The sequence below is a fragment of the Paenibacillus provencensis genome (assembly GCF_042678545.1).
Classification (GTDB): domain Bacteria; phylum Bacillota; class Bacilli; order Paenibacillales; family Paenibacillaceae; genus Paenibacillus; species Paenibacillus provencensis.
Map to the genome: position 1 here is coordinate 82,239 of NZ_JBHTKX010000007.1, position 15,107 is coordinate 97,345.

Genomic DNA, 15,107 nt, shown 5'->3' on the forward strand with positions numbered 1-15,107 from the left:
TCCCTCCGTTATTCCGCACTTTCATTACTCTTCTCAATATTGTCTAGATGCTCTTCATAGGTTTCAGCAAACAAATGCTCCGAGCTTCCATCCTTTTTGGTGACGTAAAATAAATAATCAGATTGCTCCGGCGCAAGCGCAGCCTCAATCGCACTCATGCTTGGACTTGCAATCGGTCCGGGTGGCAGCCCCTGATTCCGATACGTGTTATATGGACTCTCCACTTCAAGATCCTTGTACAAAAGACGCTCCTTCTGCTTATCCAGCAAATATTGAACGGTAGCATCCATTTCAAGCCTCATATCCTGCTCTAGCCGGTTGTAGATGACACCCGCAACAAGCGGTCTTTCATTATCAACAACCACTTCACGTTCAATGAGCGAAGCAGCGGTAAGCAGCTGATGAAGAGTCAGGTTATGCTCCTTGAGATCAGCCTCCAGATCGGCGATACTATCCAGTCTATCCTGCATTTCTGTCAGCATACGACGGATAATATCTTCTGCCGTACTCTCCTTCTTCATCTCATAGGTTTCAGGGAATAAATATCCCTCAAGTGCATATCGGTAATTTTCATTATCCGGGATAGAGGCAACAAGGGGAATATCACTGAACAGCTCCTTGTCTTGGACAAGCTGCATAAAGATCTTACCGTCCGTAACCCCTTCATCTTCCAGCTTCTGGGCTATCTGCTTCAAGGTATATCCCTCTGGAATCGTAAAACGCAGCATTTCTTCTTTTTGCACATCTCCACTATTAAGAGCAGCAATCATTTCATCATAATTCAATCCAGGTTGAAAAGCATAAGTACCTGCTTGAAAGTTCGCCCCTTGATCATTAAGTTTCAAATAAGCTTTAAATAATAGAGCGTTTCGAATCAGTCCCTTATCTTCAAGTAGATCGGCAATGCCTGAAGTACCTGTCCCGGGTTCTATCGTGAAGACAACAGGCTCATCCGTTGAAGCCACCGGCTTCGTTGATTGCCATACGTATAGTCCTCCGCCTACTAATACCACAATAAGCAGGATTAGCACGATGAACCGTCTGAAGTATTTTGCTTTCAAAAAAAGATTCCACCCCTTCATAGCTAAAAAGAGCGGACTGCTCCGCCCTTTCCATAATTCAATCTTATTTATACTATGATAACATACAAATCAGGCACCTCGGTAGAGGTGCCTCATTCTATCCTTCATCATCTGGTAATGACCATTCATCATAGAGCTCGGCGATGTTCTCCCACTCTTCGTCATCCTCAATAGTGATAAGCTCAGGAACTCCATTTTCATTGTACATTACCCGAAGCAGCTCATAATCATCGAACGTACTCTTCAAGGCTTGCAGTACAACATATCCTTGACCTAACACTTCGAACTCAGCCAGTAGCTCATAGGGAACCGACTTACCGCTCTCATCTTCCAGTTCAACCTCAGATCCAAATGTTTCCCTTAAGCGAGTCGTTACGACAAGATTCGCTCTTGAAAAAGGATATTCGGTCATCTATACATTCTCCTCGTCTTCTTCAGCGGCAACAAGGGTATTGAAAGTTTCTTCAACGATGGCCCATTCCGCTTCATCCTGAATCGTGAACAGTTTAATATCATCCCCGTCTTCTTCATAACGGAATGCATATACCTCGGACTCATCTTCATCCTCATCCGCTTCTACAGGGACAACCATCATGTATTTCGCATCTGAACCATCGACGTCAAAGGTCATGATGACTTCAAATTCCTCATCGTTGCCTTCCTCATCCGTAATATAAATAATCTCGCGATCCTCGTCCATACCCAAACGATTATCCGTCATAGCTTGCGTCCCCCTCACCTTGTACTTTTGGCATCTAAATAATTTTGCAATATTAGGCTTGCGGCCATTTTGTCCACAACCTTCTTGCGCTTCTTCCGGCTGACGTCAGCTTCAACGAGCGTTCGTTCTGCCGAAACGGTGCTCAGCCTCTCATCCCACAGGTGAACGGGCAAGTCCAGCGTCTCCCGCAGCTTCTCTGCAAATTCCATACAAATCTCGCCGCGAGGACCTACGGTGCCATTCATGTTCTTGGGTAAACCAACGACGATCTCGCTGACTTCGTTCTCACGAACGAGCTCATTGATTCGTCCAAATTCATCCCCATCCCGGCGCCGTTCTATTACTTCCAATCCCTGGGCAGTCCAGCCAAAGGCATCACTGATCGCGACACCAATTCTTCGGTCGCCATAATCCAAACCCAAAATCTTCATTCAGTTCTCCTATTCTTATCGGTGATTGGCCAGATAAGAACGTACCAGTTCTTCAATCAGTTCGTCGCGTTCTTTTTTGCGGACTAGACTTCTGGCATTGTTATGACGAGGAATGTAGGCAGGATCCCCGGAAATCAGATAACCTACGATTTGGTTAATCGGGTTATATTCTTTCTCCAGTAATGAATCGTATACCTTTAGAAGAATCTCTTGTGCAGAGGTTTCTTCCACATCGCCCTTGACGTTGAATTTAACTGTCTTATCCATGGAGTCCACTTATGACACCTCGCTCCTGCATACGGCAAGAGAGTAAACTCTTGCCATGCCGAATTGATTTCTTCTATATCATAACATATTTTGGCGCTTTGCAAATATATCAAAGAAAGTGAGCGTTTGAACTTATTACGGGAAGTGCCGAAACGTTATCCTGCTACAATCTGTTCCGCTACACGGAGCGCTTCATCCAGCTTGGAGGCATCCTTACCGCCTGCTTGCGCCATATCAGGACGACCGCCTCCGCCTCCGCCGCATACACTTGCTACTTCTTTAACAATTTTACCCGCATGTAAGCCTTTTTTTACATGCTCCTGCGGTACGACAACGACAAAATTCACTTTATCTTCATTTGCCGCTCCGAGCACAAGCACCGTATCCGGCAATTTCACCTTGAGCTCATCCGCAAGTGTACGAAGTGCTTCCATTCCGGACACTTCCACTCGCGTTGCAAGCATTTTGGTATCACCATGCTGAACAACTTTATCTGTAAGCTGGCCTGCTTCAATCGAGCTAAGCTTGCCTTGAAGAGATTCGTTCTCACGCGTCAGCTCCTTCACTTGTACATGAAGCAAGTCAATGCGCTTAGGAACATCGTTAAGATTGGATTTAAGCAGTGCAGCGGATTGTTTCAGAAGATCCAGCTGTCCTTCCAGGTATTCATACGCGCCGCGTCCTGTAAGTGCCTCGATCCGTCTTACACCTGACCCAATGCCGCTTTCGCTTACCAATTTGAAGAGACCGATCTCAGAAGTGTTGTTTACATGACATCCTCCGCACAGCTCCAAGCTGTAATTGCCTACTTGAACGACGCGCACGATGTCGCCGTATTTCTCGCCAAACAGTGCCATGGCTCCCATTGTTTTTGCTTCATCAATAGGCTTGTACTCGATCACAACATTCAATTGATTCCAGATCTGCTCATTTACTTTACGTTCAATGATAACAAGCTCTTCCGGCGTAATGCTTCCAAAATGAGAGAAGTCAAAGCGCAGCCGTGAAGGTTCGACCAGAGAACCTGCTTGATTGACATGCTCGCCAAGCACTTCTTTCAACGCTTTGTGCAGCAAGTGGGTTGCGGTATGATTCTTGACAATCGCATCCCGGCTCGTCTTATCTACTTCGGCTTTAATCTTATCCCCTACGCGAAGCTCACCCGCTTCAACGTTTACGATATGAACATGCTGTCCAAGCGGAGCTTTGAGCAAGCCCTCGACTTTAGCCACGGCAGCTGCTCCGCGAAGAAGCCCCTTGTCACTGACCTGACCGCCGCTTTCCGCATAGAAAGGGGTGACATCAAGTACGACTTGACAAGTATCGCCTTCACCGACTGCATCTACGTTCGCATCATTGTGAATAAGAGCAACAACCGTTGATTCTGTCACGAGGTCATTATATCCAACAAATTCACTTTTAACCGTCAGATCGGCAATGGCCCCGCCTTGAATCTTCATACTCTCATTCTCATGCCGTGCAGAACGAGCACGATCCCGCTGTTCCTGCATCGCTGCATCAAAGCCTTCACGGTCCACAGTAAGACCATGTTCTGCAGCATAATCCTCTGTCAGATCAAATGGGAAGCCATACGTGTCATACAGTTTGAACGCATCTTGTCCACCGATAACAGAACGTCCTTCCGATTTAGCCCGTCCACTGATATCTGCCAGAATCGCAAGACCATCACTCAGCGTTTCATGGAAACGTTCTTCCTCCGTCTTCACGACTTTGGCAATAAATTCTTGTTTGTCGATGACCTCTGGATAGTATACACCCATCACGTCTGCAACCTGCTGTGTCAATTTATACATGAATGGACGATCTAGACCAAGAACTTTACCGTAACGGACTGCACGACGCAGCAAGCGGCGGATAACATAGCCCCGTCCTTCATTGGACGGCAGTACTCCATCCCCTACGGCGAATGCAACGGTACGAATATGGTCGGCAATGACTTTGAGTGCCACGTCCACCTCTACGCTGTCGTTGTATTTCACTCCAGCAATTTCTGCTGTACGCTGAATCATCGGCTGGAACAAATCTGTATCGAAGTTGGAGTCCACCTCCTGAAGAATCGAAGTTATACGCTCAAGACCCGCACCTGTATCGATATTCTTATTCGGTAGCGGTGTATAGCTGCCGTCTTTATTATGATTGAACTGGGAAAATACCAGGTTCCATACTTCCAGGTAGCGCTCGTTCTCTCCACCTGGGTATAATTCCGGATCACTCGGGTCATTGCCGTAAGCTTCACCGCGGTCATAGAAAATTTCGGTACACGGTCCGCACGGACCTTCGCCGATGTCCCAGAAGTTATCTTCGAGCTTGATGATGCGTTCAGCGGGAAGTCCGATTTTTTCATTCCAAAATTTATAAGCTTCTTCATCCTCTGGGTAAACGGTAACGGACAAGCGCTCCGGATCAAATCCGATCCATTTCTTGTCAGTCAAGAACTCCCATGCCCAAGTGATGGCCTCCTCCTTGAAATAATCGCCAATGGAGAAGTTGCCGAGCATTTCGAAGAATGTATGGTGTCTGCGCGTTTTGCCGACATTCTCGATATCGTTGGTACGAATACACTTTTGAGAATTGGCAAGGCGCGGATTCTCAGGCTTCACGCGTCCATCAAAGTATTGCTTAAGAGGAGCCATCCCTGCGTTAATCCATAATAGGGATGGATCGTTATGGGGTACAAGCGATGCGCTCGGTTCGATTTTATGTCCTTTGGATGCAAAAAACTCAATCCATTTGGAACGGATTTCACTGGCCTTCATAGTTCATAACCTCCGATTTTTAAATGTATATCGATTAACCTTCCCGCCTCTTAAAGAGACTCCGCTCCGTTGTCAGATTGTTCTCCGATCGTCGTTGCTTCTGAATTATAAATATCGGAATAGTAACCCGCGGTATAAAAAAGGCTAAAAAATAAATTGAAGAAAGGTTACTCCCTGTGCGGGAGAAATAACCCAAGGGAATAAAAAAACGCCCCTGATTAGATCAGGGACGAGTTATTCGCGGTACCACCCTGGTTATCGCTGCTCATCATACGAATGAGAATACAAGCGATCGCCTTGTTAGGACCTGATAACGGTAGGTCAACCGGCGGCTTTAACCGCTCTCCGAAATTAGCTTTCCGCCGCTTCATTCCAGGACTCTTACACCCAGCAGCTCATCACCTAATCTTACTTATTAGTTAACATGAGCTGAAGGAGTCCATTCTCTGAGGGAACACCCTGGCGTACTTGATTTCATCATTGAATTTACCATATAAACATACATAATTTATTATATCGTTCCAGAAAGTCCATGTCAATGCAGCCTTCCTGGGATGGGATCGAAGGGTCCGTTCACTTTTATTCTATCGTTTTCCGCTTGATATAATATATAAAGAAATGCTGAAAGATCACCTTAAGCGCGGCAAATACAGGCACAGCCAGAACAAGACCGATTACTCCCGCCAGTTCTCCTCCAACAAGCAGCGCAAATATGATCGTCAGCGGGTGCAAATGAAGTGTTTTGCCAACCACTTGAGGGGACACCACATTACTCTCCAGAATTTGGCAAAGTGTGTTTACGATCACAACAAACAGCACCATTTTAAATGAGATCGTGGAGGCCATTACTACTGCTGGGGCAGCACCTAGAAAAGGACCCAAGTACGGAACAATATTAAACACACATACAACGCTCGCTAGAAGCAAGGCATACGGCATGCCAATGATAACATACCCAACATAAGCAAATATACCGACCACAACACATACGATAAACTGACCTCTTATATAATTGCCAAGAGCGGTATCAATATCCTTTAAGAGCATGACGATGGATTTCCGCTGTGAACGCGGGAGATAGGAGACCACCGCTTTTTCCATCACATCAAAGTCTTTGAGCATGTAGAAAATCAGAAATGGGACGATAAAGATATTAAAAATCGTATTGATTGTTGAGCCGATGTTATCCATAAAAGTCGAAATCCCTGTTGCCAAACGATTCTCCAATTGATACAACCATCCGTTAATACCCGATCTGATCCCCGGAGGCATCAAGCCGCTGTTCATATTATTCATTAAGGTTTGCGCATGCATATTGAGCTCAGGTAAGTGCTCGTTCAATTGTTCAAGCTGTTCAACAAACATCGGAATGACATTCATTAGAATAACGACAAGACAAGTGATAAACACAGCGTATATGAGCAGCACAGCTATGCTTCTGGGAACTTTACGTCCCCCCAGCATACTAACAACAGGGTTTAAGACATACGATACGATTAACGCAACAATAAATGGCGCAAGTATAGTTTTGAAAAAATCGTATATGTCAAGGAGCATCGGCCGAAGCAGCCAAATAAAATATAGAATGATAAGGGTAAGTAATATGAGCAATCCGTAACGAAACAGCTTGCTGTTTTTTAAGTGCTCCACATCTGTCTCCTCCTCGGACGGGCTTATCCATGTAAGTATATGTAGGACCATCTCAATTTAATCCTGTACTTGTCCGAGGCATAAATGGTCAACAAAAAACGCTAACTGTATCTCAAATGGTCTGAAATACGATTAGCGTTTCTATTTTTCCTGATTATTCCCCACCAGCGTAAACCGACCGCTATGTATACTTCTTCTAGAAGTCATGACTAGCGCGTGTTAGAGCGTGCATAGAGGAAGTTGTTGGTAATGAATTATTGTGATATTTGCATTCCAGGATAATCCTGAGCCATCTCATCACCAAAGAATAGATCATCAAGCGAGCTCAGTGTTCCATCCTCTTCCACTTGATACACTGACATCTTATCTCCGTTCACTGTCAGTTCAATAAAGCATCCCCAGCAATAAAATTGGTGTGAACCGATCTTTCCTATATCTTTGGAACTACAATTTGGACATTTCATAAACTTCACCTATCCGTTAGCAGAATATTAAACATTGATACTGTCATAGCTTGAACTTAAGATCATATACTTGGTTACATATCCGCTCTCTTAATTCATTCTATACAGATGCTGCTCGCTGGCAGTAGGAACGATAATGGCATGCTCGCCAAGCGTTATCTCTTCTGCAAGAGGCAGCCATTTCCGGCCTTCCATCAAGTCAGTGACAAACCCGTCACTAATTTCGAGACTTATTATATGATTTCCCAATTCCTGGTCAAAATAAACATCGGTCACATGCCCGAGCACTAAACCTTCTCTAGTGAGCACCGACATATCTCTTAATTTATGATGACCTTTGGCATAGCTATATTGTATGTCGTCAGCTTCCGTATGCCGGATCGCCTGTTGATTGCGAATCATTACTGCATCCTCGCCATAAGCGACGATGTCTCCCCATTCAATCGTTTTGACCTTGCCCGAAAAAAGGGCTCTACCGTCTAACTCGATTCCACAAATCTTCCAGTCCTCTGTAAGCAAAAAATCAACAATTTTGCCGATTTGTCTGCCGACCGTTATATCATAAACGGCAAGACCTATCATCTCTTGAAGTTTCATGTCTGCTTGGGGTATCCCTTCATCTCCTTGAATTAGAATATGAGCAGCACGAGGTGCCGCTATATTCGGCCGATGACAACAGGACGCGAATTCCCTCCTTTGTCCGTATATATAGAAACCCTTAAGCTCTACTACGCAGCCGCTTAATAATGGTTCCAACTTTTTGAGCGGTATATACCAAATCTTTTTTAGTATTACCCAGCCCAAAACTGAATCGAATCGCAGAATCCATAATTTCTTCAGGTAATTGCATTGCCTCTAGTACATGAGAACGAGAAAGGGAGCCTGAGGTGCATGCTGAGCCGCTTGCGCAGGCTACACCTTCTACATCAAGATTCATGAGCATCGTCTCCGTTTTGACAGAAGGGAAGCTTACGTTAACAATGTGAGGAAGGACCTGTTCAGGATGACCATTGAGGACGAATTCTCCTTCCCCGACTTCTTTGTTAAGCTCTTCAAGGAACACACTTCGCAGCTCAAGATCGTGAGCTGTTCTCTCCTCCATATGAGAAGCTGCATGCTCGACAGCTGCGGCAAAGCCAACGATCCCTGCCATATTTTCCGTACCTGCACGGCGTTTACGCTCCTGAAGTCCCCCGTACGCTATAGGATTCAGTTTCACCTCTCGGCGCAAATACAGTGCTCCGACACCTTGAGGTCCGTTAATCTTGTGGGCCGAGAAGCTCATCATATCCACAGGCAATGCATGCAGATTTATAGGAATAGAACCGAGAGCTTGTACTGCATCGACATGAAATAACACACCATGCTCCCGTGCTATGTTTCCGATCTCTTCGATAGGCTGAATGGTTCCCACTTCATTATTGGCATACATCACACTAATCAGTACCGTATCCGGCCTTATGGCCGCTATCACATCGTCCGTATGGACAAGTCCATAGGAATCAACCGGAAGATAAGTAACCTCGTAGCCCTCCTGTTCCAGCTGCTCAAAAGAATGAAGCACGGCATGATGCTCAATGGAAGTGGTAATGATATGCTTTCCATTATTTTCATGGGCAGATAAGGCACCAAAAATAGCCAGGTTGTCACTCTCTGTCCCCCCTGACGTAAATATAAGCTCATCCGGAAAAGAGCCCAAAAAAGCCGCAATCTTATCCCGGGCATTGCTTACGGTACGCTTCGCGGCACGCCCGAAGGCATGCACGCTCGATGCGTTACCGAACTGACCAGTTATCACCTTAAGCATTGCTTCTGCAACTTCAGGATGCACAGGAGTGGATGCGGCATGATCCAAGTAGATATTCATTTTGACTTTCACCCCGCTTAAATATGGAACATCTTTTAGTACTCATCATTACAAAACGTTTTAACATACTCTAATAACTTTCAAACAATATATTGAATATTATTTATACGGACATCTAAGCCGTCATCGTTATTTTTCTGTGATGTTTTATTCATTCATACTATAACAGGCGACAAAAAATTATACTAGTAGGCCTTAGCAGGTTTCAAATAATCCTCATAAAGACTCCTCAATTCTCAAATGTTCCACAGTCCTTTTTTGTTTAAATAAAATCAGCAGCAACTGTAAGACTAGGAAACCAACCTGAGCGTTAGATTAACGTAATATAGAGCAGCTGCCAACTGGCAAACTGCTCCATGCTATGTAAACTAACGGGTACAAGCCAGTAAACAACAGGGAGCTGGAAAATCACTATTCTGCTATGCTTTACATTTAATTTTTTGATATTTATCCAAAGTTTGGTATCAAGAAAAGAATTCCTCTGTGACTGTTCATAATAATCAAAGTTTAGGAGAAAATAACTATCGCTTACATGAACTATAAAACAGGAGGTCAAACAAAAGAAAAGATTAAGTGTAACATTTTGGCTGCCATGAGTATTGCTTTATTGATTGCTGTGCCTGCATTCGCTGATAACAATGATGGGAATGCAAACAACATGAACACCAACAATTACAATGCAAATGCTGCAGATGATAATGATTTCGATTTGGGTTGGTTAGGTTTACTAGGACTAATCGGTCTAGCTGGTATGAAACGTCGCGAAAAAGAACATCGGTAATTGAAGAAAGTCACAACTTTCTTTTGTGACTTTGCTGACAGCTACATTGGAATTCTATATTAGCACTAAATTTACTAACAAAGGAGATTAATTAATGAGTATTTTGAGCGGTAACCCAAAAGACGAACCAATGCATTTTGGTGAGATTTTTAGCGTTTGGCAATGTTCAACAGTGGCTAGAGGAGCCGTATCTTGTTATCAAGCCTTCAAAAACCATGCAGGTGACAAGGAACTGAAGAACATTTTGGATGACCTTATTGATCAAGCGAAATTAGAAATTAAAGAGTGTGATCATTTATTAATAAACAATGGGCTTCCTACTGCACCGATCCTTTCTGAAAGACCTGCAGTAAAACTTGAAGATATACCACCAGGAGCCAGATTCACTGACCCAGAGATTGCTGCAAAAATTGCAGCAGACAATTCAATTGCCCTTGTCGCCTGTAGTCAAGCTATTGGACAATCCATCAGAGAAGATATTGGTGCACTGTTTGCAAAATATCATGTTACAAAAACTGCATTTGCTGTGCGTATTCTTGAAATGAACAAAAAGAAAGGGTGGTTAGTCCCTCCTCCGCTTCAGTTTAAACGTCCTGAGGATGCTGTTGTTGAATAGCCTTTCAAATAGGGCCCAAAGGGGCCCTTTTCATATCGTATTCTTTTATACTGATCTTGTTATAGGATCCGTTCCTCGGCCTCCCCATGAATTCCACTTCCGTAATGCTCGCAACGATGTCATAAACGTACATAATATCGACTCTTGTCCATTTACGCAACATGAAACACCTCAGGTTATTCACTATACCGTTTAGTACAATGAATAACCTGAGGTAAGTAATGGGCTTATCTCTGGATTTTCGTGCAGGAGAGCTCTGTAACCCCAATAGTCAAATTCCAACTTTTAAACAAGCCATTGTCCATGAGGTTACAGCCTCATTTAGGACAATTGTAAAACTAAATATAGAACATGTAGCTGTCTGATTCGGTATCCTCTTTATAGGAGATCAGATCTTGAAGTGTTGTAGAATCCAGCACCTCTGCGATACTGTTGCGGATACGCATCCACAAGTCACGTTTGGCCGGATCATCTTCTTCTGTAAAATCAACCGGAGAAATCGGTCCTTCCAGCACACGAATGACATCTCCTGCTGTAATCGTCATGGGCTCACGCGCCAAAATATATCCGCCATATGCCCCGCGAATACTCTTAACAAGACCTGCGTTGCGAAGGGGTGCGATGAGCTGCTCCAGATAATGCTCTGACAGCTGATTCTTCTCCGCAATGCTCTTAAGTGAAGTCGGGCCCTCGCCAAATCGCCCAGACAGCTCCATCATAATAGTTAATCCGTAACGGCCTTTAGTAGATATCTTCAAGTGTGTACACCTCATTGTTTAGTCATATTCTAAGAAACCCGTCGTAATTCGTAATAGTGAGCTCGTTCTCATCATTAGAAATTTTAATTGTCGTTAGAAGATTCGGGCTTATGATCAGCATTGCCAATTTCACAGTATTCCGATCATAACTATTAAACAATGGTAACATAAACAGGACGTTTATGGGTAGAAAACAGTGACGATAATATTAAGAAATAGATGAAGTTTTCTTTAGTTTCAGCACTCTATATCGTAATTGTCCGATTTACGTCGTAAGTTAGGGTAGAGTATGTTAAAATAAAACGCGTATTACAATTTTAGATAGAGATGGTGATGACGATGTCTAACGATAATCAAAACACCCGCGTCATCGTCGGCATGTCGGGAGGCGTGGATTCCTCCGTCACAGCACTGCTGCTTAAACAGCAGGGTTACGACGTCATCGGTATTTTCATGAAAAACTGGGACGACACCGATGAATTCGGTCATTGTACGGCAGAAGATGATGCGGAAGATGTCCGCCGCGTCTGTGAACAGCTGGACATTCCTTATTATACAGTCAACTTCGAGAAGGAATACTTTGATAAAGTATTTTCCTATTTCCTAGATGAATATAAGTCCGGACGGACTCCTAATCCCGATGTCATGTGTAACCGCGAGATCAAATTCGGCGAATTTCTCAACAAGGCACTGGACCTTGGAGCCGACTATGTTGCTACAGGACATTATGCACGTCTGATTCAAGAAGACGGCACATACAAGCTGCTTCGCGGTGTAGATAATAACAAGGATCAGACATATTTCCTTAATGCACTGAGCCAGGAGCAGCTGTCTAGAGCCATGTTCCCGATCGGCCATTTGCCGAAGCCTGAGGTACGCCGCATTGCTGAAGAAGCCGGTCTATACACGGCCAAGAAGAAAGACAGCACGGGTGTTTGCTTCATCGGTGAACGCAATTTCAAGGAATTCCTCTCTGGCTACCTGCCTGCAAAATCCGGCGATATGGTCGATATCGAGAGCGGAGAAATGAAAGGCCGTCACGATGGACTGATGTATTATACGCTGGGCCAACGTCAAGGTCTTGGCATCGGCGGCTCCGGCAATGGACAGCCTTGGTTTGTAGCAGATAAAGATTTAGAGAAAAATATTCTCTACGTGGTCCAAGGTGACAAGCATCCGAGCATGTACTCTACCGGACTAATTGCCACAGGAGTAAACTGGATCGCGGGTAAAGAACATGTACCAAGTGCTCCTTACCACTGCACTGCCAAGTTCAGATATCGCCAGCCCGACCAAGGCGTCACCCTAACCTGGCGTGAAGACGGCACGGTTCATGTCAAGTTTGATCAAGAGCAAAAAGCCATTACGCCAGGACAAGCTGTCGTTTTTTATGACGGTGATGTGTGTCTCGGCGGAGGTACAATAGATATCGTTGAAAAGGTGGCAGCAGGTTCACCCGCTTAAGCCTGATTCAGCAAGTTAGCAGATGAGTAAAGCCATTCCTCATGTATTACCATGAAGAATGGCTTTTTTCCTGCTTTTTTCATAGGAATAATTTAAATTTTTAATTAACGATGAATGAGGTAAACCACATACCTGCAAATGCAGCAGCTACTCCCATGATGATAGAGCTCATAACATATAATGCTGCCTGTATTCTTAGGTGTTCCCTTATAAGCTGCATCGTTTCATATCCGAAAGTGGAAAATGTTGTATACGCCCCGCAGAATCCAATGCCGAGCACAGCCCACCATAACGGAAGCAATATGCCCTCCCCGGTAAGCACATATAGTATCCCAAGCAGCAAGGATCCGCTGATATTAATCACCCAGGTCCCCCAAGGAAACGATGATCCTGCAGCTGCTGCCTTACGAGATATGATTTTTCCGAGCCCATACCTGAGCATCGCTCCTGCCATTCCCCCTACTCCAGCAGCCCAGATCATATTGTGTTCTCCTTCCGTGCTGCCTGTCCTAACATCCATTGGCCCAATCGGATCCCAAGATAACTCATGAATAATCCAATGACTACACTTAGAGTCACATACATTAATCCAAGAAGCAGCTCACTCATGCCGGCTAAGCGGACAACATCTACTGTGAAGGTAGAGAACGTAGTAAAAGCTCCGGTAAATCCGGTGCCAATACATAACCTGATCTCGGGTCTGATGTTCCATTTGGCCGGAGTAACTGTGAAAAAAAAGCCCAAAAAGAAGCACCCTGCCATGTTAATCAGCCATATAGCCAGAGTAAATAGGCCTTCCCCCGGCAGAAACAAATCCTGTACCCCATACCGGGCTGCCGTTCCCATAAATCCGCCGATACCGATGTAAATAAGCTCCTTCATCCTCTTTGATTCCGGATTCTTCTCCGCTCCTGATTCAGCTTGATTTTGGACTCATTGCCTTGCTCCGTTGCCTCATAGAAGATTTCATCCTGAATTTCCTTCGGCAAGTATTGCTGCTCTACATAATGCCCCGGATAATTGTGCGGATATTTGTATCCCACATGTCCAAGCTGAACAGAGCCTTTATAGTGTCCGTCTCTAAGATGGAGCGGCACTTCCGCCGATTTCAACTCATCCATCGTAGACATTGCTTTGGCTATAGCAGTGTACACTCGGTTGGATTTTGGACTTTCTACCGCGAACAAAATCGCTTGCGCAATGTTCAGCTTGGCTTCCGGCCAGCCGTTATTGCGGTAAGCCTCAAGAGCAGTTACAGCTTGTACCATCGCCTGAGGATTGGCAAGACCAATATCCTCGCTTGCAGCGGCGATAAGCCTGCGTATGAACGTCATCGGGTCCATCCCCAGCTTCTCCACCGCGTACAGGAACCAGAAAAGAGCTGCATCACTGGAGCCCCGGATGCTCTTGTGAAAAGCGGACAGTACATCGTACTGTGTTGACTCATCAGCTTTGACGATGGGACGACGAATCGATTCCTCGGCTACAGTAAGTGTAATATGAATCGTACCGTCTGGCTCAGGCGGCGTCGTCAGCGCTGCAAGCTCCAGTGCATTCAGCGCCCTTCTAATGTCTCCGTTTGCCATGGAAGCGATATGAAGAAGGGCATCTTCGTCCGCTTCCAGCTTCATATACCCGAGTCCCTTCTCCGAATCATGAAGAGCACGCCGCATCGCGATGAGTGAATGCTCCTTGGTCAGTGATTCCAGCTGGAACAACGTTGAACGGCTCAGTAAGGCTCCATTCACATAATGGAACGGATTCTCTGTCGTTGCGCCAATGAAGATGATTGTCCCCTTCTCCACCGCGGGCAGCAGCGCATCCTGTCTTGAGCTATTGAAACGATGTACCTCATCCAGAAAGAGAATCGTCTTCGTACCGTACATGGACTTGTTGTTTTGGGCCTGCTCGATGACCTCTCTTACGTCTTTGACAGAGGCATCGACCGCATTCAGCCGAACAAATTCGCCTTGGGTATGATGAGAGATAATATGCGCCAGCGTCGTTTTGCCACAGCCCGGAGGGCCGTATAGAAGGATAGATGAGACCTGATCAGCCTCAATGGCGCGTCTGAGCAGCTTCCCGGGCCCTATAATATGCTCCTGACCTATATATTCATCCAGGCTCTGCGGCCGCATGCGATCGGCAAGCAGCCGTGCCTTCGGCTCCGCATCCTGGCTGTATGAGAATAAATCCATCATTTCACTTCCCTTAAGTTGTGCTTACCTT

The 15,107-nt window shown here is 45.1% G+C and carries 18 protein-coding genes; 3 read left to right on the forward strand and 15 right to left on the reverse strand.

Going from position 1 to position 15,107, the window contains the following annotated elements; all coding sequences use genetic code 11:
• Positions 1–8 precede the first annotated feature (8 nt).
• The 11 genes from mltG to ACFQ3J_RS24065 all read right to left on the reverse strand — a co-directional run bounded on the left by mltG (position 9) and on the right by ACFQ3J_RS24065 (position 9,259).
• A complete protein-coding gene (mltG, locus tag ACFQ3J_RS24015) occupies positions 9–1,082 on the reverse strand; it encodes an endolytic transglycosylase MltG (RefSeq protein ID WP_379294175.1) in 1,074 nt (357 codons plus the stop codon).
• A gap of 97 nt (positions 1,083–1,179) precedes the next feature.
• Positions 1,180–1,494, reverse strand: coding sequence for a DUF1292 domain-containing protein (locus ACFQ3J_RS24020; protein ID WP_091158863.1), 315 nt, complete (start codon positions 1,492–1,494; stop codon positions 1,180–1,182).
• Positions 1,495–1,803, reverse strand: a complete 309-nt coding sequence (locus ACFQ3J_RS24025; protein ID WP_076313463.1) for a DUF1292 domain-containing protein — start codon at positions 1,801–1,803, stop codon at positions 1,495–1,497.
• 14 nt (positions 1,804–1,817) lie between these two features.
• Complete coding sequence (gene ruvX / locus ACFQ3J_RS24030) at positions 1,818–2,234, reverse strand: Holliday junction resolvase RuvX (RefSeq protein WP_091158865.1); 417 nt, start codon at positions 2,232–2,234, stop codon at positions 1,818–1,820.
• Between the two features lie 15 nt (positions 2,235–2,249).
• Positions 2,250–2,510 carry an IreB family regulatory phosphoprotein gene (locus ACFQ3J_RS24035; protein ID WP_091158866.1) on the reverse strand — a complete coding sequence of 87 codons (261 nt, stop codon included), beginning with the start codon at positions 2,508–2,510 and terminating at the stop codon, positions 2,250–2,252.
• 146 nt (positions 2,511–2,656) lie between these two features.
• The gene (alaS, locus tag ACFQ3J_RS24040; RefSeq protein WP_251584212.1) at positions 2,657–5,278 is read right to left on the reverse strand and encodes an alanine--tRNA ligase; all 2,622 of its coding nucleotides are present in this window, start codon (positions 5,276–5,278) and stop codon (positions 2,657–2,659) included.
• Positions 5,279–5,496: 218 nt separating this feature from the next.
• Entirely contained in the window at positions 5,497–5,649 is a 153-nt protein-coding gene (locus tag ACFQ3J_RS24045) for a hypothetical protein (protein WP_170862452.1), read from the reverse strand.
• Between the two features lie 208 nt (positions 5,650–5,857).
• Positions 5,858–6,928 (reverse strand): AI-2E family transporter, encoded by a 1,071-nt coding sequence (locus tag ACFQ3J_RS24050; protein WP_251584211.1) that lies wholly within the window; start codon positions 6,926–6,928, stop codon positions 5,858–5,860.
• A 254-nt stretch (positions 6,929–7,182) separates the two neighbouring features.
• Positions 7,183–7,392, reverse strand: coding sequence for a hypothetical protein (locus ACFQ3J_RS24055; protein WP_091158871.1), 210 nt, complete (start codon positions 7,390–7,392; stop codon positions 7,183–7,185).
• Positions 7,393–7,482: 90 nt separating this feature from the next.
• Complete coding sequence (locus ACFQ3J_RS24060; RefSeq protein ID WP_091158873.1) at positions 7,483–7,989, reverse strand: PRC-barrel domain-containing protein; 507 nt, start codon at positions 7,987–7,989, stop codon at positions 7,483–7,485.
• Positions 7,990–8,110: 121 nt separating this feature from the next.
• The gene (locus ACFQ3J_RS24065; protein WP_251584210.1) at positions 8,111–9,259 is read right to left on the reverse strand and encodes a cysteine desulfurase family protein; all 1,149 of its coding nucleotides are present in this window, start codon (positions 9,257–9,259) and stop codon (positions 8,111–8,113) included.
• A 532-nt stretch (positions 9,260–9,791) separates the two neighbouring features.
• Between ACFQ3J_RS24065 and ACFQ3J_RS24070 the strand changes: the two genes are divergently transcribed.
• A complete protein-coding gene (locus ACFQ3J_RS24070) occupies positions 9,792–10,040 on the forward strand; it encodes a WGxxGxxG family protein (RefSeq protein WP_251584209.1) in 249 nt (82 codons plus the stop codon).
• A gap of 94 nt (positions 10,041–10,134) precedes the next feature.
• A complete protein-coding gene (locus ACFQ3J_RS24075; RefSeq protein ID WP_251584206.1) occupies positions 10,135–10,656 on the forward strand; it encodes a DUF3231 family protein in 522 nt (173 codons plus the stop codon).
• 338 nt (positions 10,657–10,994) lie between these two features.
• On the opposite strand, the gene cymR is transcribed toward ACFQ3J_RS24075, so the two are convergent.
• A complete protein-coding gene (gene cymR, locus ACFQ3J_RS24080; protein WP_091158877.1) occupies positions 10,995–11,414 on the reverse strand; it encodes a cysteine metabolism transcriptional regulator CymR in 420 nt (139 codons plus the stop codon).
• 339 nt (positions 11,415–11,753) lie between these two features.
• Here cymR and mnmA point away from each other — a divergent pair, with 339 nt between their 5' ends.
• Positions 11,754–12,878, forward strand: coding sequence for a tRNA 2-thiouridine(34) synthase MnmA (mnmA, locus tag ACFQ3J_RS24085; RefSeq protein ID WP_379294182.1), 1,125 nt, complete (start codon positions 11,754–11,756; stop codon positions 12,876–12,878).
• Positions 12,879–12,978: 100 nt separating this feature from the next.
• Here the strand turns inward: mnmA and crcB (ACFQ3J_RS24090) are convergent, their stop codons facing one another.
• Genes crcB (ACFQ3J_RS24090) through ACFQ3J_RS24100 form a run of 3 tightly spaced genes read right to left on the reverse strand, consistent with a single transcriptional unit; the run spans position 12,979 to position 15,076 of the window.
• Positions 12,979–13,359 carry a fluoride efflux transporter CrcB gene (gene crcB / locus ACFQ3J_RS24090; protein ID WP_251584204.1) on the reverse strand — a complete coding sequence of 127 codons (381 nt, stop codon included), beginning with the start codon at positions 13,357–13,359 and terminating at the stop codon, positions 12,979–12,981.
• Positions 13,356–13,760, reverse strand: coding sequence for a fluoride efflux transporter CrcB (gene crcB / locus ACFQ3J_RS24095; RefSeq protein WP_251584202.1), 405 nt, complete (start codon positions 13,758–13,760; stop codon positions 13,356–13,358). Before crcB (ACFQ3J_RS24095) ends, crcB (ACFQ3J_RS24090) begins: the two co-directional genes overlap by 4 nt.
• A complete protein-coding gene (locus ACFQ3J_RS24100) occupies positions 13,757–15,076 on the reverse strand; it encodes a replication-associated recombination protein A (protein ID WP_091158883.1) in 1,320 nt (439 codons plus the stop codon). The genes crcB (ACFQ3J_RS24095) and ACFQ3J_RS24100 overlap by 4 nt, the downstream gene beginning before the upstream one ends.
• Positions 15,077–15,107 lie beyond the last annotated feature (31 nt).

What these genes read in the sequence shown, in the direction of transcription:
- mltG (WP_379294175.1), bottom strand. Translation starts at nt 1,082, where the DNA reads ATGAAGGGGTGGAATCTTTTTTTGAAAGCAAAATACTTCAGACGGTTC.
- ACFQ3J_RS24060 (WP_091158873.1), bottom strand. Translation starts at nt 7,989, where the DNA reads ATGAAACTTCAAGAGATGATAGGTCTTGCCGTTTATGATATAACGGTC.
- ACFQ3J_RS24100 (WP_091158883.1), bottom strand. Translation starts at nt 15,076, where the DNA reads ATGGATTTATTCTCATACAGCCAGGATGCGGAGCCGAAGGCACGGCTG.
- mnmA (WP_379294182.1), top strand. Translation starts at nt 11,754, where the DNA reads ATGTCTAACGATAATCAAAACACCCGCGTCATCGTCGGCATGTCGGGA.
- ACFQ3J_RS24075 (WP_251584206.1), top strand. Translation starts at nt 10,135, where the DNA reads ATGAGTATTTTGAGCGGTAACCCAAAAGACGAACCAATGCATTTTGGT.
- ACFQ3J_RS24020 (WP_091158863.1), bottom strand. Translation starts at nt 1,494, where the DNA reads ATGACCGAATATCCTTTTTCAAGAGCGAATCTTGTCGTAACGACTCGC.
- alaS (WP_251584212.1), bottom strand. Translation starts at nt 5,278, where the DNA reads ATGAAGGCCAGTGAAATCCGTTCCAAATGGATTGAGTTTTTTGCATCC.
- crcB (WP_251584204.1), bottom strand. Translation starts at nt 13,359, where the DNA reads ATGATCTGGGCTGCTGGAGTAGGGGGAATGGCAGGAGCGATGCTCAGG.
- crcB (WP_251584202.1), bottom strand. Translation starts at nt 13,760, where the DNA reads ATGAAGGAGCTTATTTACATCGGTATCGGCGGATTTATGGGAACGGCA.
- ACFQ3J_RS24025 (WP_076313463.1), bottom strand. Translation starts at nt 1,803, where the DNA reads ATGACGGATAATCGTTTGGGTATGGACGAGGATCGCGAGATTATTTAT.
- ACFQ3J_RS24070 (WP_251584209.1), top strand. Translation starts at nt 9,792, where the DNA reads ATGAACTATAAAACAGGAGGTCAAACAAAAGAAAAGATTAAGTGTAAC.
- ACFQ3J_RS24055 (WP_091158871.1), bottom strand. Translation starts at nt 7,392, where the DNA reads ATGAAATGTCCAAATTGTAGTTCCAAAGATATAGGAAAGATCGGTTCA.
- ruvX (WP_091158865.1), bottom strand. Translation starts at nt 2,234, where the DNA reads ATGAAGATTTTGGGTTTGGATTATGGCGACCGAAGAATTGGTGTCGCG.
- ACFQ3J_RS24065 (WP_251584210.1), bottom strand. Translation starts at nt 9,259, where the DNA reads ATGAATATCTACTTGGATCATGCCGCATCCACTCCTGTGCATCCTGAA.
- ACFQ3J_RS24045 (WP_170862452.1), bottom strand. Translation starts at nt 5,649, where the DNA reads ATGAAGCGGCGGAAAGCTAATTTCGGAGAGCGGTTAAAGCCGCCGGTT.